This is a genomic window from Burkholderia sp. MSh2 (assembly GCF_000731655.1).
Lineage (GTDB): Bacteria > Pseudomonadota > Gammaproteobacteria > Burkholderiales > Burkholderiaceae > Burkholderia > Burkholderia paludis.
Map to the genome: position 1 here is coordinate 117,491 of NZ_JPGM01000005.1, position 20,665 is coordinate 138,155.

General features: G+C 68.6%; 18 protein-coding genes. 8 read left to right on the forward strand and 10 right to left on the reverse strand.

The genetic code is table 11. The features are described from left to right. From GQ57_RS04095 to GQ57_RS04110, 4 genes are all read left to right on the forward strand, one after another. Complete coding sequence (locus GQ57_RS04095; RefSeq protein ID WP_034197144.1) at positions 1–2,745, forward strand: Hsp70 family protein; 2,745 nt, start codon at positions 1–3, stop codon at positions 2,743–2,745. Between the two features lie 517 nt (positions 2,746–3,262). Beyond that, complete coding sequence (locus GQ57_RS04100) at positions 3,263–3,445, forward strand: hypothetical protein (protein WP_034197145.1); 183 nt, start codon at positions 3,263–3,265, stop codon at positions 3,443–3,445. Between the two features lie 731 nt (positions 3,446–4,176). Then, entirely contained in the window at positions 4,177–4,422 is a 246-nt protein-coding gene (locus GQ57_RS04105; protein WP_034197146.1) for a type II toxin-antitoxin system ParD family antitoxin, read from the forward strand. After that, a complete protein-coding gene (locus GQ57_RS04110; RefSeq protein ID WP_034197212.1) occupies positions 4,412–4,669 on the forward strand; it encodes a type II toxin-antitoxin system RelE/ParE family toxin in 258 nt (85 codons plus the stop codon). The genes GQ57_RS04105 and GQ57_RS04110 overlap by 11 nt, the downstream gene beginning before the upstream one ends. Positions 4,670–4,978: 309 nt before the next feature. Here GQ57_RS04110 and ctlX read toward each other — a convergent pair whose 3' ends face one another. Further along, a complete protein-coding gene (ctlX, locus tag GQ57_RS04115) occupies positions 4,979–5,965 on the reverse strand; it encodes a citrulline utilization hydrolase CtlX (RefSeq protein ID WP_034197147.1) in 987 nt (328 codons plus the stop codon). A 57-nt stretch (positions 5,966–6,022) separates the two neighbouring features. After that, entirely contained in the window at positions 6,023–7,102 is a 1,080-nt protein-coding gene (locus tag GQ57_RS04120; protein WP_031398256.1) for an ornithine cyclodeaminase, read from the reverse strand. Positions 7,103–7,399: 297 nt separating this feature from the next. On the opposite strand from GQ57_RS04120, the gene GQ57_RS04125 reads away from it, so the two are divergent. Both GQ57_RS04125 and GQ57_RS04130 read left to right on the forward strand, forming a co-directional pair. Then, complete coding sequence (locus GQ57_RS04125) at positions 7,400–7,831, forward strand: Lrp/AsnC family transcriptional regulator (RefSeq protein WP_006479718.1); 432 nt, start codon at positions 7,400–7,402, stop codon at positions 7,829–7,831. Positions 7,832–7,996: 165 nt separating this feature from the next. Beyond that, on the forward strand, positions 7,997–8,398 hold the full coding sequence (locus tag GQ57_RS04130; protein ID WP_034197148.1) for a GlcG/HbpS family heme-binding protein: 402 nt from the start codon (positions 7,997–7,999) through the stop codon (positions 8,396–8,398). 31 nt (positions 8,399–8,429) lie between these two features. Here the strand turns inward: GQ57_RS04130 and GQ57_RS04135 are convergent, their stop codons facing one another. Genes GQ57_RS04135 through GQ57_RS38090 form a run of 8 tightly spaced genes read right to left on the reverse strand, consistent with a single transcriptional unit; the run spans position 8,430 to position 15,605 of the window. Further along, positions 8,430–9,344: an alpha/beta hydrolase gene (locus GQ57_RS04135; protein ID WP_052001050.1), complete on the reverse strand. Its 915-nt coding sequence runs from the start codon at positions 9,342–9,344 to the stop codon at positions 8,430–8,432. After that, a complete protein-coding gene (locus GQ57_RS04140) occupies positions 9,341–10,735 on the reverse strand; it encodes an FAD-dependent oxidoreductase (RefSeq protein ID WP_052001052.1) in 1,395 nt (464 codons plus the stop codon). Before GQ57_RS04140 ends, GQ57_RS04135 begins: the two co-directional genes overlap by 4 nt. Positions 10,736–10,763: 28 nt before the next feature. Continuing rightward, positions 10,764–11,603: a tryptophan 2,3-dioxygenase gene (locus GQ57_RS04145; RefSeq protein ID WP_081896586.1), complete on the reverse strand. Its 840-nt coding sequence runs from the start codon at positions 11,601–11,603 to the stop codon at positions 10,764–10,766. A gap of 41 nt (positions 11,604–11,644) precedes the next feature. Continuing rightward, positions 11,645–11,923 carry a MoaD/ThiS family protein gene (locus tag GQ57_RS04150; protein ID WP_034197149.1) on the reverse strand — a complete coding sequence of 93 codons (279 nt, stop codon included), beginning with the start codon at positions 11,921–11,923 and terminating at the stop codon, positions 11,645–11,647. A 55-nt stretch (positions 11,924–11,978) separates the two neighbouring features. Beyond that, entirely contained in the window at positions 11,979–12,389 is a 411-nt protein-coding gene (locus GQ57_RS04155) for a Mov34/MPN/PAD-1 family protein (RefSeq protein ID WP_031398250.1), read from the reverse strand. A gap of 10 nt (positions 12,390–12,399) precedes the next feature. Continuing rightward, positions 12,400–13,563 (reverse strand): molybdopterin-synthase adenylyltransferase MoeB, encoded by a 1,164-nt coding sequence (gene moeB / locus GQ57_RS04160; protein WP_034197150.1) that lies wholly within the window; start codon positions 13,561–13,563, stop codon positions 12,400–12,402. A 52-nt stretch (positions 13,564–13,615) separates the two neighbouring features. Further along, positions 13,616–14,659: an aminotransferase class I/II-fold pyridoxal phosphate-dependent enzyme gene (locus GQ57_RS04165; RefSeq protein ID WP_052001056.1), complete on the reverse strand. Its 1,044-nt coding sequence runs from the start codon at positions 14,657–14,659 to the stop codon at positions 13,616–13,618. Further along, complete coding sequence (locus GQ57_RS38090) at positions 14,652–15,605, reverse strand: helix-turn-helix transcriptional regulator (protein ID WP_052001058.1); 954 nt, start codon at positions 15,603–15,605, stop codon at positions 14,652–14,654. Before GQ57_RS38090 ends, GQ57_RS04165 begins: the two co-directional genes overlap by 8 nt. 244 nt (positions 15,606–15,849) lie before the next feature. On the opposite strand from GQ57_RS38090, the gene GQ57_RS04170 reads away from it, so the two are divergent. Together GQ57_RS04170 and GQ57_RS38095 are read left to right on the forward strand one after the other, a co-directional pair. After that, positions 15,850–17,877: a CoA transferase gene (locus GQ57_RS04170; protein ID WP_152601703.1), complete on the forward strand. Its 2,028-nt coding sequence runs from the start codon at positions 15,850–15,852 to the stop codon at positions 17,875–17,877. Then, positions 17,874–20,618, forward strand: coding sequence for an AMP-binding protein (locus GQ57_RS38095; RefSeq protein ID WP_052001062.1), 2,745 nt, complete (start codon positions 17,874–17,876; stop codon positions 20,616–20,618). The genes GQ57_RS04170 and GQ57_RS38095 overlap by 4 nt, the downstream gene beginning before the upstream one ends. The last annotated feature ends 47 nt before the right edge of the window (positions 20,619–20,665 follow it).

Below are 20,665 nucleotides of genomic sequence, written 5' to 3' on the forward strand. Positions count from 1 at the left end.
ATGAAGCGCTATACGGTCGGTATCGACCTCGGCACCAGCAACACGGTCGTCGCATACGTCGAGGCCGGTTCCGACGCGATCCGCGTGTTCGACGTCGAGCAGCTGGTCGGCCCCGGTGCGGTGGCCGCCCAGCCGCTGCTGCCGTCGGTGCGCTATCACCCCGCGGCGGGCGAGCTGCCGCCCGATGCGTTGCGGCTGCCGTGGGCGGCCGATGCGCAGGCGGGCGCGGCCGGGGCGGCGCCCGCCGTGATCGGCCGCTACGCGCGCACGCTCGGCGCGCAGGTGCCGGGCCGGCTCGTCAGCAGTGCGAAGAGCTGGCTGTCGCACGCGTCGGTCGACCGGCTCGCGGCGATCCTGCCGTGGGGCGCGGCCGACGGCGTCGACAAGGTGTCGCCGGTCGATGCCAGCGCGAGCTATCTCGCGCATGTGCGCGACGCGTGGAACGCGCGTTTTCCCGATGCGCCGCTCGCGGAACAGGACGTGATCCTCACGGTGCCCGCGTCGTTCGACGACGGCGCGCGGGCACTGACCGTCGAGGCCGCGCGGCGCGCGAAGCTGCCCGCGCTGCGGCTGCTGGAGGAGCCGCAGGCCGCGTTCTACGACTGGCTGTACGGCCAGCGTGGCAGGTTGCGCGACACGTTCGCCGCCGCGCGGCGCGTGCTGATCTGCGACGTCGGCGGCGGCACGACCGACCTCACGCTCGTCGACGTCGCGCCGGGCGGCGACGGCGAGCCGACCTTCACGCGCGTCGGCGTCGGCAATCACCTGATGCTCGGCGGCGACAACATGGACCTCGCGCTCGCGCGCCTGGTCGAAACGCGCCTGACCGAGCCCGGCGCGCGGCTGTCGGCGGCGAGCCTGTCGCAGCTCGTCGAGCGCTGCCGCGCGGCGAAGGAGCGGCTGCTCGGCGACGACGCGCCCGCATCCGTCACCGTCACGCTGCTCGGCGCGGGCAGCAAGCTCGTCGGCGGCGCGCGCTCGGCCGAGCTGACGCGGCAGGAAGTCGAGCAGATCGTCGTCGACGGGTTCTTTCCGCAGGTCGAAGCCGGCGAGCTGCCGCGCCGTGCGCGCGCCGCGATCGTCGAATTCGGGCTGCCGTATGCGAGCGACGCGGCCGTCACGCGGCACGTCGCCGCGTTCCTGAAGCGTCACGCGGAAGGCCCGCTGCCCGACACGCTGCTGCTCAACGGCGGCGTGTTCCGCGCGGGCGCGCTTGCCGGCCGGCTCGCACGGACGCTCGGCGCGTGGCGCGGCGCGCCGCTCGACGTGCTGCACAACGCGCATCCGGACGTGGCCGTCGCGCGCGGCGCGGTGGCCTACGGGCTCGCGCGCGCCGGGCATGCGCCGCGCATCGGCGGCGGCTCCGCGCGCAGCTATTTCCTCGTGCTCGACGACGGCGCGGCCGATTCCGCCGCGCGTGGCGTCTGCCTGCTGCCGCGCGGCGCGGAAGAGGGCCGCGAGATCCGGCTCGAGGATCGCACGTTCGCGTTGCAGCTCGGACAGCCGGTGCGTTTTCACCTCGTGTCGACGGTGGCCGAGACCGCGTACCGGCCCGGCGATCTCGTCGACCTCGACGGCGGCGATTTCGTGCGGCTGCCGCCGATCGCGACGGTGGTCGACGCGAAGGTGGGCAGCGACGCACGCGAAACGCCGGTGAAGCTCACCGCGTCGCTGACCGAAGTCGGCACGCTCGAAATGCATTGCCTCGCGACCGACGACGCGGCGCGCCGCTGGCGGCTCGAATTCCAGCTGCGCGGCGATGCGCCGGCGCCTGGCGACGATGCGTCGCCCGCGCGGCATCCGCGGCTCGACCAGGCGCTCGAACTGATCGAGCGCTCGTTCGGCAGCAAGGCGGCGGACGTCGCGCCGAAGGACACGCGCCGGCTGCGCGCGCAGCTCGAACAGGTGCTCGGCGCCCGCGAGGCGTGGGACGTCGCGCTTGCCCGCGAACTGTTCGATGCGCTGCTCGCACGCGCGCGTCGTCGCCGCCGCTCGGCCGATCACGAGCGCGCGTGGCTGAACCTCGCCGGGTATTGCCTGCGGCCGGGCTTCGGCCATCCGCTCGACGCCTGGCGCATCGAGCAGCTGTGGCCGCTGTTCGACGACGGCATTCAATACGTGACCGACGGCCAGGTGTGGTCGGAGTGGTGGACGCTGTGGCGGCGCGTGGCCGGCGGCCTCGACGACGACGCGCAGGCGCAGGTGCGCGACGCGATCGCGTTCCTCGAACCGTCCGACGACAAGCGGCGCAAGCTGCCGTTCGATCCGGGCAAGGTCGGCCCCGCCGACATGACGCGGTTGTCCGCATCGCTCGAAAGGCTGCCGGTCGAGCGCAAGGTCGAGCTGGCCGGGCGCCTGATCGTGCAATTGCAGAAGCCGGCCGAGCGTGCGCTGTGCGCATGGGCGCTCGGGCGCATCGGCGCGCGCCGGCCGTTCTACGGCAGCGCGCACGGCGTCGTGCCGGCGGACGTCGTCGGCGGCTGGCTCGATGCGCTGTTCGCGCTCGACTGGAAGCAGGTCGAGCCGGCCGCGTTCGCGGCCGCGCAGATCGCGCGGATGACGGGCGACCGTTCGCGCGATCTGGCGGACGAGGTGCGCGAGGCGGTGATCCGGCGTCTCGCGGCCGCCAATGCGTCGGCCGCATGGGTCGACATGGTGCGCGAGGCGATCGCGTTCGACGAAGCCGATACGGTGCGCGTGTTCGGCGAAACGCTGCCGGCCGGGTTGAAGCTGCTGGCGGGGTGAGCGGTGCGCGTCACGCTTCGGCATCGTTTGCATATGAGCAGGAGCGGGCAAGCAACCCGGTCGGCCAGAACGGTCGCCCGGCAGACGGACATCCAGGGATTGCGGCCGAAACCGCTGAGCAATGGGCAATGGCGCGGCTGTTGCCTGTTCGTCAAACCTTTATTTACGGCCAATGATGCTGATGGCCTCGTACGCATAAATCCTGGCGACTTTCCCTTCGCCGTGAGTTCCGGGGCGCCCGAGCGGTTTAAGGAGTCGGGTTGCCAAACCGGTATAGGTGAAAGTCTGTCGCGGGCTGGAATCCCGTCTCCCGGGAAAGAGCCCGGCTGCAGGGCTCTTTCCGGCTTACGGCCTCGTGCTCAAAGTCAGTTGACTACGTGCCTACCCGCAGACAATTTCCTTCCGGCCCTGTACGATGATCGGGTCGGATTACGCGAGACCTCCATGGTGGAGTGAAGCGCCCGGCAGCCGCGCAAGCGAGTGCACCTTCGCGGCAAACCGTAGGGAGACCGATCCTATGTCGATCGATCGAGAAGAAGCGTGGCAAGAAGCCTGGCACGATGCTGCCGAGGCACTGGGGTTAGACGCCGCAACCGATGACGGGGCCACGTTGGACCTGATTTGGGATGAGGCGGAAAAACTGATGCAGGAGTGGGGCATCCCGCTGCCGGAATCGGTCAAGCAAGGCAAGGCTGCGTAGTACGAGGCAGCGAGAACCCGGCCTCGGCCGGGTTTTTCTTTCGTACCTTTCAATGCCGCCAAGTCTGCTTGGCTGCATGTTGGTCGGGCCGGGCGGTGTCGCCCGCAACTCACGTACCCGATCCGGGCTGCGGCCGGGATTGATTGGCTAACCGCCGGGCCAATCCCTTACAACTGGCCGGTTGCCGCCGCAGCCGGCGCCGCGGGGACCGCCACCAGAGCGGCGGCAGCTCGCTCAAACCTGGCACGCATCGATCCCGCCGCTTGACGAACCGCCTGCGTCGCCTAAGCTTGCTGATGGCTTTCGTCAGACGATTTGTCGGTATCGGGACGCGCGCGGACGGCGCCAATCCACCATCAAGGAGAGCGCATCATGCGTCGAATCAAAAGGGCCGTGCTGGGCGGGCTAGCGGCCGCCATGCTGATCGGGGTTGTCGCGCCGGCGGTCGCCGAGGAGTTCCAGCCCCAGTTCGAGTGTAATTCCCGCCAGTGCCTGGTGACTCAATGCTGGGAGTTTTGGTGCTTCTGGGGCGGATAGTGCTGACGGCAGCATGTCGACCTGTGGACCCGGCCCCGGCCGGGTTTTTTACGGCCGGCGCCGGCGGATCAGCGGGGCCGGGGCCAAAAGTGCTACCTCTGATAACTCTGCTTATCAGATGCGAGGCCGCGGCCCCCCATCGATGCGAATACCAAAATTTGGTAGATGATCGAGCGGTTACGAGGAGGAGCGCGATGCCACGCAATACATCGATCTCGCCGGGCGATCGCCTGACCCAGTTTGCGGACACGCAGGTCGCGTCCGGGCGCTACGGCTCCGCGAGCGACGTGGTGCGGGCAGGGTTGCGCCTGCTCGAGACCCGGGAAACGGAACTGCGGGTCCTGCAGGAAGCCTTGAAGGCCGGCGAGGCCTCGGGCACGCCGGTCGCGTTTGACGGCCCGACGTTCCTGGCCCGCATGCGGACCAGGCATGCCGGTTAAGTCGCGTACGGTGCGGCTGACGCCGCTGGCCGAGACCGATCTCGAGGACATCTGGAGCTACACCGTCGAACGCTGGTCGCCCGAGCAGGCCGAGCGCTATGTGGGCGAGCTCGCCGCTGCGTTCGAGCGGCTGGCGTGCGGCGAGTGGCTGGGACGGCCGAGGAAAAGCGGCGCCGCTCGGAGATCGCGAAATACCACGCGCGCCTGTTGGTCCGGAGATAGTTCGGCACCCGTCGATCTTCAGTGAGTCCATGCCAAGGCCAATGCTCCCGATCGATCAAGATTTGGTCGCCGCGCCGTTACAGTCCCCCAATTATTTGCGGAATTTGGACGCGGTGTCTCGAAGCGCCTTCAGGAACGGCGGCATTGCGCAGAATGCAACCGAGTCGCTGTTGTTGCGCGGGCTCTGGACGCCGATTAGCTTGTACGAATAGTCCCCTCCGTCGAGGACGTTCAACGCGAAGATCGGCCCGCCGCTCATGCCATCTATGGCGGCCGGCTTGTAATGTTGTGGACACTTCACCTGTCAATGGCAGGTTTGCAGTTCCGGCACGCCCTATGGTCTGACCAGTTCGATTGTCGGCACGTCCAGCGCGTCCTGCGTGCATGCACGCCGCGCCAGATGAATCCCCGCCAGCATGCAGCGCACCGAGCCTCCGGCCAGTTCGATCGTCGGCACGTCGAGCGGCAGCAGCCGCGCGGAGCGTTCGATCGTCGCGCGCTGCGCTGCGGTGAGGCAGTCGAACGCACGCCGCGACAGCGCGAGCACGCGGCCCGCGTTGCCCGACAATTCCAGCGTATTGCCCGCGAAATTCGCGATCTGCGCCGCATCGAGCGCGATCACCGTGCGGCCCGTTTCGGCGAGCCGCCGGGCGATCTCGTCGCGCCGGCGGCTGTCGGCGATCAGGTCGAGGCCGACCATCGCGAACTCGGTCGCGACGCTCATCATCACGTTGGTGTGATAGATCGGGCGGCCGTCCGCATCGGCCGTGTCGAAGCAGATCGGTTCGAAATTGAAGTGCGTGCAGAAGCGTTCGAGCGCGACCGGATCGGCGCGGCGCGAACGCGCGGTGTACGCGATCCGCGCGACGTGGTCGAGCACCATCGCACCCGTGCCTTCCAGGAACACGTCGTCGTATTCGAGCCCCGAGTAATCGATCACGTCCTGCACGCGATACTCGGCCTTCAACATCTCGACGATATCGGCGCGCCGTTCGCGGCGGCGGTTCGCGCTGAACATCGGATACAGCGCGACATGGCCGCCCGGGTGCGTCGAGAACCAGTTGTTCGGGAACACCGAGTCGGGCGTGTCGCGTTCGCCGTGGTCGTCGAACACGTGCACGCGCACACCCGCATCGGCGAGCGTGCGTGCGGCGGCCGTGACCTCGTCGCGCGCGGCCGCGGAAACGGACGGTGCGCCGGCCGCACCGCCTCCGGCCGTGCGCTGGAATGCGTTGTCGGCCGCGGTCTGCGGGTTCGGCAGGAAGCGGTGCGGCCGGATCATCACGGCGGCGGCTGGCGCCTGGATCGATACGAGATTCATGAGGGGCAGGAGCGAGGGACGGGGAGCCGGGCGGCGCGCGCCGCCCGGGAATGACGGTCAGCGCGCGAACGCGGCGACGGCTTCGGCGACCAGCACCGCGTGACCCGGCGCGATCGCGGCCGGATCGTCGATCAGCGCGAACAGGTTCTTCGGGTCGACGGCCGGCGGAATCAGCGCGATCTCGACGCCCGCGTGGTGCCGCTGCGCGAGTGCATACAGGTAGCGCAGCGCCGAGTAATCCTCGAGTGCGAAGCCGACCGAGTCGAACACCGTGACCTCGTCCGCGCGTTCGCGGCCGGTCGTTTCGCCGCGCAGCACGCGCCACAGTTCGGTGACGGGGAAGTCGGCCGGCATCTGCTGGATCTCGCCCTCGATGCGCGATTGCGGCTCGAATTCGACGAACACGCGGCCCGCGTGCAGCACGCCCGCCTCGAGTTCGGTCTTGCCCGGGCAATCGCCGCCCACGGCGTTCAGATGCATGCCGGGCTCGATCATGCCGGCCGTGACGATCGTCGCGTATGCCTTGTCGGCGGTGACGGTCGTCACGATGTCGGCGCCGCGCACGGCGTCGGCGGTCGACGCGGCGCGCACCACGCGCAGCCCGGGGTACGCGGCAAGGTTGTGCACGAGCTTGTCGGTCGCGCGCGGATCGACGTCGAACACGCGGATTTCGTCGATGCCGAGCAGCGAGTGGAAGGCGATCGCCTGGAATTCGCTCTGCGCGCCGTTGCCGATCAGCGCCATCGTGCGCGCATCGGGCCGTGCGAGCGCTTGCGCGGCGAGCACCGACGTGGCGGCCGTGCGCAGCGCGGTGGTCAGCGTGAGTTCGGCGAGCAGCAGCGGGTAGCCGGTGTCGACTTCGGCCAGCGCGCCGAACGCCATCACCGTGTGCATGCCGCGCGCCGCGTTGACGGGGTGGCCGTTCACGTACTTGAACGCGAACAGCGACGCGTTCGCGACGGGCATCAGTTCGATCACGCCGTCGCGCGAGTGGCACGCGACGCGCGGCGACTTGTCGAAATCGGCCCACTGCAGGTAATCGGCGCGCAGCGTATCGACGAGTTCGCGCAGGAACGTCGTGACGCCGGTCCGGGCGATCAGGCGGGCGGTGGCGGGCACGTCGAGGAAGCGAGTCATCGGTCTGTCTCCATAGGGTCTTTGCCGGTACGGGTGTCCTGGCTTTTCGGTCGACCGGACAGGGCGCCGGCGCGGGCCCGGACTGCCTGACGGGCACTTTCGCGGCGGATGCGGCCGGTCGATGACGTCATTATTTCCGCGAGTCGAGCCAACAAAAAGACAGCAAAAGTGGCAGATTTATCGATAGACTTGGCAGAATGACGGCCAATTTCGGCAATGTGCGCGGTTCGCGCTGGCCGAAATGCGCAGCCTCCGGCACGCTGGCGGCCGGTTCACGTTCAACAGGAAGTCTCGCCCATGATCACGCTCGACGACGTCGACCGGCAGCTCATCGCGCTGCTGCGCGACAACGCGCGACTGCCCGTCGTCGCGCTGGCGAAGGAACTGCGCGTCGCGCGCGCGACCGTGCAGAACCGGCTGACGCGGCTGGAGAAAAACGGCGTGATCGTCGGCTATACGGTGCGGCTCAAGCCGGCGGCCGAACGGCACCGGATCCGCGCGCTGATGTCGATCGCGGTGCAGGGCAATCGCGGCGCGGAAGTGGTGAAGGTGCTGCGCGGGCATCCGAACGTCGCGTCGATCCACAGCACCAACGGCCGCTGGGATCTGGTCGCCGAGCTGCACGCCGATTCGCTCGAGCACTTCGATCGCGTGCTCGGCGCGATCCGGTTGATCGACGGGATCGCGAATACGGAGACGAGTATTTTGTTGTCGACGCACAAGGCGTAGCGCGTGGTGTGCCGCAGGCGCGCTTTGCGGGCTTTCCGTCGAATCGTCATTTCCGTATCGGACATATTGTCAAGCGACGGTCGAATCGGTGCAATGTTTACGCTATATTTTTAATTCGGACAACTATGTAAAAACAACGAATCAACCAAAGAAAGGCCACACGCGATGAAAACCAAACCCGTATTGACGAGTGAAGACGTAAAGAAGATCGCCGCCGCATCGGAGGCTTTCGCGCTGGCTCGTCACTGGCCCGTGACGATCGCGATTCTCGACGACGGCGGCCACTTGCTGCATCTGCAGCGGCTCGACGGCGCAACGCCGAGTTCGGTCGAGATGGCGATCGCGAAAGGGCGCACGGCCGCGCTCGGACGACGCGAGACCAAGATCTACGAAGACATCGTGATGCAGGGCCGCGTGTCGTTTCTCAGCGCGCCGATGGCCGGCTTTCTCGAGGGCGGCGTGCCGATCGTCGTCGACGGCGAGACCGTCGGCTCGGTCAGCGTATCGGGTGTGACGTCCGCCGAGGACGCGGAAGTCGCCCGTGCGGGGATCGCCGCGCTCGCGTAGCGGGCAGGCCACGCGCCGTGGCGGGCACGCGTCAGAGTCCGCCGCGGCCGAGCAGCGGCGCGATCCGGCGATCAAGCGGCGAGCCGGCCACACCGAGGTCGAATACGAGGTCGAAGTGGTTCCGCGCCGCCATTTCGCCGGCCGCGTACAGCATGCCGACACGCGCGAGGCGGCCGACCAGATTACGGCTCTGCCGCCGGAACTCGTTGGTGTCATGTTCTCCCCAGCAGACGGTCACCGGTACCCGTGTGTGAATCGGCAGGTACTGTGGGCTCAACGCGAAGGCGTCGCGTTCGTCTAGTCGCAGCGCATCGTTGATGTAGGTGCCGACGAGCGGGCGCAGGTCGTAGATGCCCGACAGCAGGATCGCGCCGTCGAACGGCGATACGCCGGGCACGCGCGTGCGCCAGTCGAGCGTCAGCAGCATCGCGGCCAGATGAGCGCCCGCCGAACTGCCGGCGATGACGATGCGGGGGGCGGCTATCCGGGCGGCGGCCATCCGTGGGGCGGTCGTGAAGCGCCGCAGTGCGGCGATGGCATCGGCAGCCTGCTCGACGATGCCGGGCAGTGTCGCGCGCGGCGCGAGCGTGTAGCCGACGGCCGCGTAGGCGATGCGCCGGCCGAGGAATGCGGGCGCGGGAAACAGCGAATCGTCGGCCGACAGTTCCTGCCAGTAGCCGCCGTGGAAATAGGCAACAAGCACGTCGGCGGCGTGCCCGGGCGGCTCGAACAGCAGGATGCGCTGCGCGGCGTCGGGGCCGTAGCGCAGGATCGTCGGCGCGACGAGGTCGCGTGCCGCGCTGAGGCTGCGCGCGCGATAGTCGGACAGCGTGTGGAGGAAATCCGGCGCTTTCGAACTCGGCGAATACTCGCGTGCGCGCTCGGCGTCATCCAGCCGGCGCCAGGCCGGCCGGATGATGCCTGGCAGGATCGTGGCGGCGGTCATGCTGTGGACAGTTCGGGCAGGCGCTCGAACAGGTCGCGCTCGACCGCGCGCAGGTCGATCTGCCGGAATGAGTCGCAGCCGGCTGTACCAGCCCGCAGGATGTCGGCCTGGATCTTGCCGCGTTCGTACGCGAGCACATACGGCACACGCTGGAAGGTCACCATGCTGTAGCGCGGGACGAAGCGCGCGGGATGGCGTTCAGCGAGCCATGTCGACAGCTCGCGTTCGAGCGCATATCCGGGCGTCGCGACCCGCGCACGCATCTCGACATAGTTCTCGAGCGCCATCGCCTGGATCGCCAGCGCATTGGGTCGGCGTTCGGCCTCGAATGCGGCGAGCGCGGCCGGGCGATCGTGCGGGTGCTGATCGAGCTGGTGCGCGAGCGCGACGGCGTCTTCCAGCGCGCAGTTCATTCCCTGACCATGGAACGGAACCATTGCGTGCGCGGCATCTCCGAGCAGTACGGTATGCCCGTGCGCATGCCAGCGCCGCAGCCGCAGCGTGGCGAGCATGCCGACCGGGTGCGCGTCGAAATCGGCCTCGAGTGCCGGCACGTGCGTGGACAGGTCGGGGAACGTCTGCTCGAACAGTCGCCGCGCGGCACGGCCGTCGGGCAACTGAGCGAAGCTGGGCGTGCCCGGGTCGCCATCCGCGTCGACCGGCAGGAACAGCGTCGTGGTGAAGCTGCCTTCGACATTCGGCAGAGCGATGCACATGTAGCCGCCGCGCGGCCACAGATGCAGCGCATGCGGCTCGATGCGAAAGCCGCCGCCGGGCGCTGCGGGAATCTCCAGCTCCTTGTAGCCGTGCGGTTGCCGTTCGCAATCGATGCCGAGATCGGCGGTGCGCGATAGCGCGGCTCGCACGCGGGAATCCGCGCCGTCCGCACCGATCAGCAGGTCGAAGGCGACACGCTGCCCGTTCGTCAGGATCAGCTCGCGCGCCCCGCAATCAATATCCTCGACGGCCGCATCGTGATGCACGCGCGCACCGGCGCGCTCGGCCGCATCGAGCAGGAGCCGGTTCAGTCGACCTCGATGGATCGACCAGATCACGTCGCCGGGGCTGCGTCCGTAAGGATGCAGGTGCGGATATTCGCCGATCGTATGCACCATGCGGCCGCGCATCGCGACTGCGTGGTGCATCGTTTCGACGTCGAGCCGCGCGGCGCGTAGCGCGTGGATGCCACGCTCCGCGAGCGCGAGATTGATCGATCGGCCGCCCGCGTCGCCGTGGAGTCGCGGGTCAGTGCGCCGCTCGAACACATCGACGCGCCAGCCGCGCGTGGCGAGCAGGCACGCGGCGAGCGTGCCTGCCAGTCCCGCGCCAGCGATCGCGAGGCGGCCGCGCGACGCGGGCCGGCCGAGAGGAGGGGGGAAGGTATCGTGCATGTCGGAGATTCGAAAAGAGAGGCGGGAGTCAGAGCGCCGTGCGCATCTGCCACAGCTCGGGAAACAGCACGACGTCGAGCGTCCTGCGCAGATAGCTCGCGCCATCGCTGCCGCCCGTGCCGCGGCGCAGGCCGATCGTGCGTTCGACGGTGCCGATATGTCGAAAGCGCCATTGACGTACGCCTTCCTCGAGGTCGATCAGGCGTTCGCCGAGGTCGTACAGCGCCCAGTGCGCATCCGTGTCGCGGTACACCGCGCACCACGCGGCTTCCACCGACGCGTCGTAACGTACCGACCCGGCCGGATCGGCATCGAGTCGCGCGCGGCAGATCGCGAAGCCCGCGCGCGCCAGTGCGCCGACCGCCTCGTCGTATAGCGACGGAGCGTGCAGACGCGTGAGCAGCGCGTCGCGCGCGGCCGGGTGCGCATCGTGATCGCCGATCATCGCCGGGTTCTTGTTGCCGAGCAGGAATTCGATTTCGCGGAACTGGAATGACTGATGGCCGGACGCGGTACCGAGCGCGGGGCGCATCGCGAGGAACTCGACGGGCGTGAGCGTCGCGAGCACGTTCCAGCTGTGCACGAGATGCTCCATGGTTCGCTGCGCGCGGGCGATCGTCTTCGACGCCTGCGGCAGCTGCGATGCGCGAAGTTGCACGCACGCACGCGTCAGCTCGTGCAGCAGCAGCTTCATCCACAGCTCCGATGCCTGATGCTGGATGATGAACAGCATCTCGTCGTGCGTGCCTGACAGCAGCGACTGGCTGTCGAGCAAGCTGTCGAGCTGCAGATAGCCGCTGTAACGCAAGCCCGGCCGCGGCTTCGCGGGTTTCGTAACGGGCGGGCTCATGAAAGGACATTGCTGCATGATCGGCTCCTCGGACGGGAGAGGCGTCGCGGCGGCCACGTTCAGGAGCGGCCACCGGCGACTGCCGGAAGGATCGTGATGGTGTCGCCGTCCGCGATGGCGGCCGACAGTCCGCCCTTGAAGCGGATGTCGTCGTCGTTCACGTAGACATTGACGAAGCGGTGCAGCCGGTCGTCTTCGACGAGCCGCGCCTGCAGGCCCGGATATATCGACTCGAGCGATTCGATCACACCGCGAAGCGTGCCGCCCTGCGCTTCGACGACCTTCCGGTCGTTGGTCAGCGGTCGCATGATGGTCGGGATGCAGATGGTGATTGCCATTTGTAGTCCTTAGTATATTTTTTGGATAAATCGTACAGGTTGATCAGAGTGGTTCCTATGCTCCGATTTTCAGCGGCGTTTCGGTCGCGATCCCGTTGACGATCAGGTAGCAGCGGAGCGTCGGCTCGAAGCGTGGATCGGTCGCGATGATCAGGTGGTATGCGTCGGGGTGCGCGGCCGCGTACGCGATGTCGGTGCGGCTTGGTCGCGCGGCCGATGCCGTATGCGAGTGATAGATCACGACGGGTGCCTCGTCACGTGCGTCGAGGTCGCGCCAGACGCGCAACTGCTCGGCGGCGTCGAACTGGAAGAAGGTCTGCGACTGCGCGGCATTGCGCATCGGCACCACTCGCGATGGCGGGGAACCGTCGGCCGTGCCTGCGATGATGCCGCAGCATTCGAGCGGATGCGCGTCGTGCGCGTGGCGGACGATCGTGTCTACGACGTCGGTCGGCAGGGTCAGCATCGTCGGCGCCTCAATATCGCGGCAGAGACGGATCGACCATGCGGATCCACGACAGGATCCCGCCGTCGAGGTTGCTGACGTCCGTGAAGCCCGCACGGTACATCGCCTGCACGACGTCGCGCGAGCGCGCGCCGCCCTTGCAGTAGACGACAGTGCGTCGCGTGCGTTCGAGCTGTGCGAGCCCGTCGGCCAGCAACTGCTGCTTGGGCATCAGCCTTGCGCCGGGAATGCGCACGAGTTCCCATTCGTTCGGCTCGCGTACGTCGACGAGTTCCACGGGCATACCTGCATCGAGCAGTTGCTTGAGTGCAGTCGCATCGATTGCGGGCACCTGCACGGGCTCGATGCGCGTCGTGAGGCCGCAGAAATGCGGATAGTCGTCGAGCGCGACGATCGGCCGTCGCTGCGGCGCGCGCTGCAGCGGCAGGAAGCGGTAGCGCATGTCGAGCGCGTCGTACACGGCGAGCCGGCCGAGCAGCGATTCTCCGATGCCCGTGATCAGCTTCACGGCCTCGGTCGCCATGATCGACGCGATCGACGCGCACAGCACGCCGAGTACACCGCCTTCGGCGCACGACGGCGCGAGATGCGGCGGCGGCGGTTCCGGATAGAGATCGCGATAGTTGACGCCGACGCCGTCGGGCGCGTCCTCCCAGAACACCGACGCCTGGCCTTCGAAGCGGTAGATCGAGCCCCATACGTAGGGCTTGCCGGCCAGCACGCAGGCATCGTTGACGAGGTAGCGCGTCGCGAAGTTGTCGGTGCCGTCGACGATCAGGTCGTACTGCGAGAACAGCGCGATCGCGTTGTCGTTGTCGAGCCGTTCGTCATGCAGCCGCACGTCGACGTGGGGATTGAGCGCGACGATCGCGTTGTGCGCGCTGGCTGTCTTCGGCATGCCGACCGTCGACATCCGGTGGATCACTTGCCGCTGCAGGTTCGACACGTCGACGCGGTCGAAATCGATCACGCCGAGCGTGCCGACTCCCGCGGCGGCAAGATAGAGCAGTGCGGGCGAGCCGAGCCCGCCTGCGCCGACCACGAGCACGCGGGCGGCCTTCAGGCGCTGCTGGCCGGTCAGGCCGAGTTCGGGCAGCAGGACATGCCGGCTGTAGCGGGTCAGTTCGTCGCCGGACAGCGGCGCGAGCGTCGTAACGAGAGGCGGTAGTTTCATGGTGGATCGTCGGTAGGCGGTTGAACGGAATGAGGGGGAGAGTGGGGCATGCTCAGGCAGCGTCGCGCCCGACCGGCTCGGCGAGCACGTGTACGAGCGCCTCTTTCAGCGCTGCCATCTCGTCGCGCGTGCCGATCGTGATGCGCATCCAGTTCGGCATGTCGGGCCAATTGCGTCCGACGTGCACGCCGCGCGCGGCGAGCGCCGCGATCACGGGCGGCCCGGGGCGGCCGAGATCGACCATCACGCAGTTCGAGCGCGAAGGCAGGCACGTGAGGCCGCGCGCGGCGAACCAGCGGATCAGGTCGTCGCGGCCGGCTGCCGTGTATGCCTTGCGCTCGCCGAGCCGGTCGCGCAGCGCAAGGCTCGCGAGGGCCGCGGCGGTGGCCGGCACCGACACGTCGTGCGGCGGCATGGTGTGGATGCACCCGATGGCGTCGGGTTGCGCGACCGCATAGCCGAGCCGCAGGCCGGCCATCCCGTAGATCTTCGAAAATGTGCGCGCGACGATCAGCCCCGGGTCCGTACGTACCGCGTCGAGCATCGACGGCTCGTCGCTGTATTCGATATACGCCTCGTCGACGAGCACGGTCGTGCCGGGCCAGCGATCGCTGAGCAGGCGTCGCAGCGCGCCGTGCGGGGTCACGGTGCCGGTCGGGTTGTTCGGGTTGGCGACATAGATCAGTCCGCGCGGCGCCGCCTCGCACATCGCGGCAACGTCGTGCGCGCCGTCCGCGCGGAGCGGTACGCGGCGCACGGGCCGGTTCGCGAGCCGGGCGGCCTGCTCGCAGACAGGGTAGCCGGGGCTGGCGAGCACGAGCGGCGCATCGGGCGCGGTGAACGCGAGCGTCGCGTAATGCAGCGCGCGATTCGAGCCCGGATACAGCGACACCCAGCCGGTGGGCACGTCGTGCGCGGCGGCGATCGCTTCGCGCAGCCGTTCGACGAGCGGGAACTGGTAGCGGCCTGCCTCGGCGAGCACGCGCGCGGCGGCGGCTTCGGCTTCGTCGAACGGTCCGAACGGCGATTCGTTGAGGTTCAGGAAAATCTCGCACCGGCCGGCGGCGCGGGCGGGTGTGGCATGCAGGTCAGTCATGGCTGGCACATTCGGCGGATCGGGGAAGGGCTCGGCAGGATCGGTTGCCGAGGACGGATTTCGGCGTGCATCCGAAGAAACGCGTGAAGGCGGCGCTGAGATTGCTCGGATGCTGGTAGCCGACGCGATAAGCTGTCTCGGCCACCTGGTGGCCGGCTTCGAGCAGTTCCTGCGCGCGGTGCATCCGCAGTTCAAGCAGGTGCTGCGCGGGGCTCGTGCCGTAGGCCTGACGGAAGCACTCCTTCAGCTTGTATTCGCTGATGCCGAGCGAGGCCGACAGGTACGCGTTGTTGAGCGGCTTGTCGAGGTGGGTGCGCATGAATGCCTCGATATGCGCGAGCTTGTCGAGGTCGCGCGCGCCGAGGCGACCGGTTCGCGCGGGTGCCGGCGCGATCGTATGCAACTGGTCGGCGAGCAGGCTCAGCGCGTGGATGCGCAGGCTCAGGCCATCCTGCTGCTGCAGGTCGGGGTTGCGGAAGAAACGCAGGTGTGGGCTCGTGCCGTTCGCCGTGAATGCAACCTGCCGGAATCCTTCGAAATGACCGAGCATCGGGCCGAGCAGTTCGCGGCAACGGTCCTCGCCGACGAAGCTCGACAGCGTGCTTTCCGATACGACAAGCCGCAGTTGCCGCACGAGCCGGTTCGCCGCGAAGCGGCGTTCGCCGCCGCCGCTGCGGAACACCGACACCGTTGTGTGACCGGACGAGAACGGCAGGCGTTCGCCGCGCCGGTCGCAGAATTCGGAGTCGCCTTCGAGCCCGATCGCGACGACAAGCTGGCGTTCGGCGCCGTCGTGGCTGCAGGCCTCGGTCAACTCGCGCTCCGACAGCACGCTTGAGCGGACGACCGAGAAGCCGGGTTCGCAATTGAGGCGTTCGACCGCGTAGCTGCCGCATTCGGCGTCTCCGCGTGCGACGGTCCAGGTCTGGTTTGGGGCGACGTCCATTGGGGACGCGCTGGGTATGGTCAGTGCGTGCATCCGAACAACTCCTCTCAGGTTCTCCACGGCAGACCGGACGGCTCGTATGAGTCTCAAACGCCTCGATGGCCGCAAGACTAGCTACAAAGTTTTTGGGATGGAACGGCTTCATCCGGCCCGCATATGAAATTCGCCGACATACATACGAAATGAGAATTATTCTCATTCAACCGTAAAATATCATTGTGGATGTCGACCATCAACCGATGGCGTGGCTGCCGGACAAGCGGGAAACGGTGCGTTTCCTCAGGTCGGGGCCAGATCTATATCCATGCCTATGACTGACGTTGAACGAAATGCCGCGAGCCTCGCGGCGCCGCCGCTGGGTGGCGTGCGGCTGACGCTGCCGGCGGCGTCGCCCGGCTTCGCGCCGGCGCAAGCCGCGCTGCGTCGGCGGATGGTGGCGCTGGGCGTGCAGTGTGCTCCGCTGCCGCTCGCTTGCGCGTTGCCTGACGGCGGGGCAGCCGCTGATGGCGCGATTCACGCGCGTCTTGCCGATGCGTCGGGCGCGCGCGTCGATGTTTCGCTACGAGGCTGGCCGGCGGCCGTCGCTCCCGTGTCCGATGCGCTGCTGCAGGCCGCGACCGGCATCACGGGCTGGCATGCGCGTGCGGTGCATGCGTGGCGGCCGCTTGGTGTCGACTACGTGTCGACGCTCGCCGCGTCGCTCGCGTCCGTGTCGGCGCTGTCCGCACTGGCTGCCCAGCGCGGACGCGACGGCGCGCTGCCTGCCGCGCTGTCGCTGTGTCTTGCCGATGCGGCGCTGTTCGCGATGGGCCAATACCTCGCGATGGATCACGTCGGGCAGCCCGCGCAGCAGCCGCGCGATGCGAACGATCGTCCGCCGCCGTTCGAGAGTGGCGACGGCGTGCGCTTCGAGCTCGAAGCGCTCGACCCGGACGCGTGGGGGCGCTTCTGGCGGCGAGTGGCGGCAGGCGAGGACGACATCGCTGCCGGGTGGCGTCCGTTCATGCTGCGCTACACGCAGGCGCTTGCGCCGCTGCCGGTCGGCCTGTTCCGCGCGGCGGCCCGGTTCGACTATGCGTCGCTGGGCGCGATCGCACGCGAGACGGGTACCTACGTGAGCGCGGTGCGCGACGCGGCCGCGCTGCGCGACGATCCGCGCGACGCGCGCTGGCGCGCGGGTGGCCCGTGGCAATTCGATCCTGCGGCCGAACCGGCCAGTGCGCGAACGTTCGCGCGCGGCAATGTGCCGGCGGTGCACGACCGGCCGCTCGCCGGCATCACGGTGCTCGAATCCTGCCGGCTGATCCAGGGGCCGCTCGCCGGGCACGTGTTGCGCCTGCTCGGCGCGCGCGTGCTCAAGATCGAGCCGCCCGGCGGCGATCCGATGCGTGGGATGCCCCCTTTCGCGGGCGGCGTGTCCGCGCATTTCGATGCCATCAACCGCGGCAAGGAATGCGTCGAACTCGACCTCCGTACGCGCGCCGGGCGCGACCGCGTGCTCGAGCTCGCGCGCGACGCTGACGTGTTCCTGCACAACTGGGCACCCGGCCGCGCTGTGCGGCTCGAACTGACGGCGGCCGATTTCGCGGCGGTCGCACCAGCGCTCGTCTATGTATCGGCGTCGGGCGCCGGGCGCGAGCCAGCGCCCGACGATCCGGTCGGTACCGACTTCATGGTGCAGGCGCACAGCGGCCTGGCGTCTCTGATCGGCGGCCCGCATGGAAGCGGCGGCGCGCTGCTGACGCTGGTCGACGTGCTCGGCGGCGTCGCGGCGGCTGAGGGCGTGGCCGCTGCGCTCTACGCGCGCGCTGTCGATGGCCGCGCGCGCGGGTTCGATTCCGCTATGACGGGTGCCGCGGCGCTGCTCGTCGCGCATGAGCACGAGGTGGCGGTCGCGATGCGGCGTAACGATGCCGCGCCGCTCGTCGCGGCGCTGGGCCTGCCGGCCGCGTACGCGACGCGCGACGGCCGCCTGATGATCGATGTGCCGCCCGGCGAACGTGGCGCGGCGCGCATTGCGACGCTGTGCGGGGTCGTGCATGGCACGGTGCCGGACGATGCAGCCGAGCGTCTCGCTGCGGCGCTCGCGATGCACGACACCACGCACTGGCAGCACGAATTCGCCGCGCACGACGTGCCGGCCGTCGCTATCGCGCCCGACGCAGCCTGCGTCGCCACCCATTCTCTGCTGACGGGCAGCGTGCGACGCGAAGCCGATCGCCTGTCCGTCGCCTGTCCCTGGACCTTCACTCACACCGAGACGCTTCGATGACATTCGACTCCACGCTTTCCGCCGCCCGCTCGTGCGACGCCGTTCCGGAATCCGGTGCCGTACGCGATCATGTGCCAGCCCCGCTGCGGCGCGCCTGGGCTGACGCCGGCATTTACGCCGGTCGCGACCTGTTCGGGGCGTTCGCGGGCTACGCAGATGCGCACCCGCTCGCACTCGCGGTGTCCGACGGCGGCATCGCGCTCACCTATGCGCAACTGCGCGTGCGCAGCCTCGGGCTCGCAGCCGCGCTGCACGCAAGCGGCGTGCGCATGGGCGACGTCGTCGCGGTCAATCTGCCGAACGGCTGGCGTGCCTGCGCGGTCGACCTGGCCGCCGCCGCGCTCGGCGCGATCGTATTGCCTTACCCGATCGGTCGCAAGCGGCACGAGAGCCGCGCGCTGCTCTCGAAGTCGGCCGCGAAAGTGCTGATCTGCCAGCGGCGGGTGGGCGACATCGACTACGTAGCGCTGGTCGACGGGTTGCGCGACGAACTGCCTGCGCTCGAACGCGTGTTCGTGCATGGCGCGCGTTATCTCGACTGGCCCGACCTCGATCGCTGCTGGGAGTTCGAACCGTATCCGTATCGGGCGGGCGTGCTCGATCCGGACGGCCCGGTGCGGCTGATCGCGTCGTCGGGCTCGGAGGCCGAGCCGAAGCTCGTGCTGTATTCGCACAACGGCCTGATCGGCGGGCAGGCATCGTACCTGAAGAGTCTCGGCGCCGATGTTTCGTCGATACGCGCGATGTTCTGCGTGTCGCTCGCGTCGCCGTTCGGCTCGCTCGGCACGTCGTGCACGCTCGCGGCGCTCGGCGGAGCGCTCGTCAATCTCGAGCGGTTCGAGCCGACTGCCGCGCTGCTCTCGGTCGCCGCGCTGCGCGTCACGCACCTGTTCGCCGGACCGAACATGGTCGACATGCTGCTTGAAAGCCCGCTGCTTGTGGACGGAGGGGCCGACGCGCCCGACCTGTCGTCGCTGAAGGCGATCGTCAGCGGTGGCTCGGCGCTGAGCGCGGAGACCGCTCGGCGTGTGCGCGACGTGATCGGCTGCTCTCTGATCCAGTCGTACGGCTCGGCAGACGGTGTCGCATGCCACACCGCGCTGGACGACGATTTAGATACGGTTGTCGCGACGGTCGGGCGTCCCGATCCGGCGGTCGTCACGGTGCGGATCGTCGATGAGGCGGGTGCAGACGTCGACCCGGGCGACGAGGGAGAGATCTGGGCGCGCGGGCCGATGACGCCGATGGGCTACTACGGTGCGCCGGAGCTGGATGAACGCAATCGCGCGGCGGACGGCTGGGTGCGATTGGGCGATCGCGGCCGGATGGACTCGGCCGGTTACCTGCAGATCGTCGGCCGACGGGCGGACATCGTGTTGCGTAACGGCGTGAAGATCAACCTCGTTGAGATCGAGATGCTTCTGCACGGGCATCCCGACGTCGCGGACGTGGCCGTCGTGCAGGCGGCCGGCGACGCAACTGGGGTGCGGCTCTGCGCTTGCGTCGTGCCGCGCGCGGGTCGCCCGGCGCCGACGCTCGACGCGGTCAACCGCTTCCTGTTCGACGACGCGGGCGTGGAAAGCTGCAAGCGCGTCGACGCGGTCGTGCCCTGCCCGCGGCTGCCGCTCGCGCCGTCGGGCAAGGTTGACCGCGCGATGCTCGCGCGCGAGGTCGCGACCGCGCAGGCTGCGCTCGCGACCTGCTTGCCGGGCGCGCAACCCGCACTGTCCGCGGCACCGATCCTCGATCTGCTGATGGGCGTCGAGCGCGCCGGCGTGCTGCGCGCGGCGATCGAGCTGCGCGTATTCGACCGGCTGGCGGCCGGCCCGCGCGGCGCGGCCGAGCTGGCCGGAGAACTGCGGGCCAGTGCGCGCGGAATACGGATCCTGCTCGATGCGCTGGCCGGGCTTGCGCTCGTCGATCATGATGCCGTGCAGGCATGCTATGCGCTGAATCCGACGTCGCAGCGCTTTCTCGTGACCGCATCGCCGCATTACATCGGCGGCCTGTCGAGCGTCTACACGGCCGATCTGATGTGGGACACGTTCCGGCATTTCAGGGAGGCCGTCGTGGCGGGTGGCAGCGTGCTGCCGTCGAGCCTCGAGGCGGCGGATCACCCGTACTGGCAGGAATTCGCGGTCGGCATTGCGAACACAAGCCGGCGTACCGCGCAACGCGTCGCGGATCTGCTCTCACCGTGGGCTGCCGTGCGCCGTTCGGTTGCGGTGCTCGATCTCGGCTGCGGCAACGGCATCTACGGTTTCACATTCGCGCAGGCGCAGCCGAAGGCGATCGTGTGCGGCGTCGACTGGCCGTCGATCCACGACGCATGTGCGCGCACCGCCCATGAATTCGGGGTCGAGGCGCGTGCGCGGTTCATCGGCGGTGACCTGTTCGACGTCGAGATCCCGGGGCAGTACGACCTCGTCATCATGAGCCAGATCCTCCATCACTTCGATGAGGACGCATGCCGTCGGCTGCTCGCTCGCGCATGCAGTTGCCTCGCGCCCGGCGGGCGGATCGCGGTCTGCGATTTCATGATCTCCGACGCGCCTCCAGCGAGCGAACCCGTGCCGCGTCTGTTCGCAGCACAGATGCTTGGACTTACGCAGGCGGGCGATTGCTATCCGGTTGCCGCCGTCAGGGCGCTGCTCGCCGAGCAGGGGCTCGTCGACATCACGGCCACGCCGCTGAAGGGCGTGCCCGTGCACTGCGTGACGGGCGACCGCGCGGCCGGCTGACCAGCGCGTTGCATCCATGCCATGGCGGTGCGGTCCGATCCAAATCG

Coding starts and splice junctions, on each gene's coding strand:
- GQ57_RS04130 (WP_034197148.1), top strand. CDS start 7,997: ATGAAAACCAAACCCGTATTGACGAGTGAAGACGTAAAGAAGATCGCC.
- GQ57_RS38095 (WP_052001062.1), top strand. CDS start 17,874: ATGACATTCGACTCCACGCTTTCCGCCGCCCGCTCGTGCGACGCCGTT.
- GQ57_RS04100 (WP_034197145.1), top strand. CDS start 3,263: ATGTCGATCGATCGAGAAGAAGCGTGGCAAGAAGCCTGGCACGATGCT.
- GQ57_RS04110 (WP_034197212.1), top strand. CDS start 4,412: ATGCCGGTTAAGTCGCGTACGGTGCGGCTGACGCCGCTGGCCGAGACC.
- moeB (WP_034197150.1), bottom strand. CDS start 13,563: ATGAAACTACCGCCTCTCGTTACGACGCTCGCGCCGCTGTCCGGCGAC.
- GQ57_RS38090 (WP_052001058.1), bottom strand. CDS start 15,605: ATGGACGTCGCCCCAAACCAGACCTGGACCGTCGCACGCGGAGACGCC.
- GQ57_RS04140 (WP_052001052.1), bottom strand. CDS start 10,735: ATGCACGATACCTTCCCCCCTCCTCTCGGCCGGCCCGCGTCGCGCGGC.
- GQ57_RS04125 (WP_006479718.1), top strand. CDS start 7,400: ATGATCACGCTCGACGACGTCGACCGGCAGCTCATCGCGCTGCTGCGC.
- GQ57_RS04120 (WP_031398256.1), bottom strand. CDS start 7,102: ATGACTCGCTTCCTCGACGTGCCCGCCACCGCCCGCCTGATCGCCCGG.
- GQ57_RS04155 (WP_031398250.1), bottom strand. CDS start 12,389: ATGCTGACCCTGCCGACCGACGTCGTAGACACGATCGTCCGCCACGCG.
- GQ57_RS04095 (WP_034197144.1), top strand. CDS start 1: ATGAAGCGCTATACGGTCGGTATCGACCTCGGCACCAGCAACACGGTC.
- GQ57_RS04150 (WP_034197149.1), bottom strand. CDS start 11,923: ATGGCAATCACCATCTGCATCCCGACCATCATGCGACCGCTGACCAAC.
- GQ57_RS04135 (WP_052001050.1), bottom strand. CDS start 9,344: ATGACCGCCGCCACGATCCTGCCAGGCATCATCCGGCCGGCCTGGCGC.
- GQ57_RS04145 (WP_081896586.1), bottom strand. CDS start 11,603: ATGCAGCAATGTCCTTTCATGAGCCCGCCCGTTACGAAACCCGCGAAG.
- GQ57_RS04105 (WP_034197146.1), top strand. CDS start 4,177: ATGCCACGCAATACATCGATCTCGCCGGGCGATCGCCTGACCCAGTTT.
- GQ57_RS04165 (WP_052001056.1), bottom strand. CDS start 14,659: ATGACTGACCTGCATGCCACACCCGCCCGCGCCGCCGGCCGGTGCGAG.
- ctlX (WP_034197147.1), bottom strand. CDS start 5,965: ATGAATCTCGTATCGATCCAGGCGCCAGCCGCCGCCGTGATGATCCGG.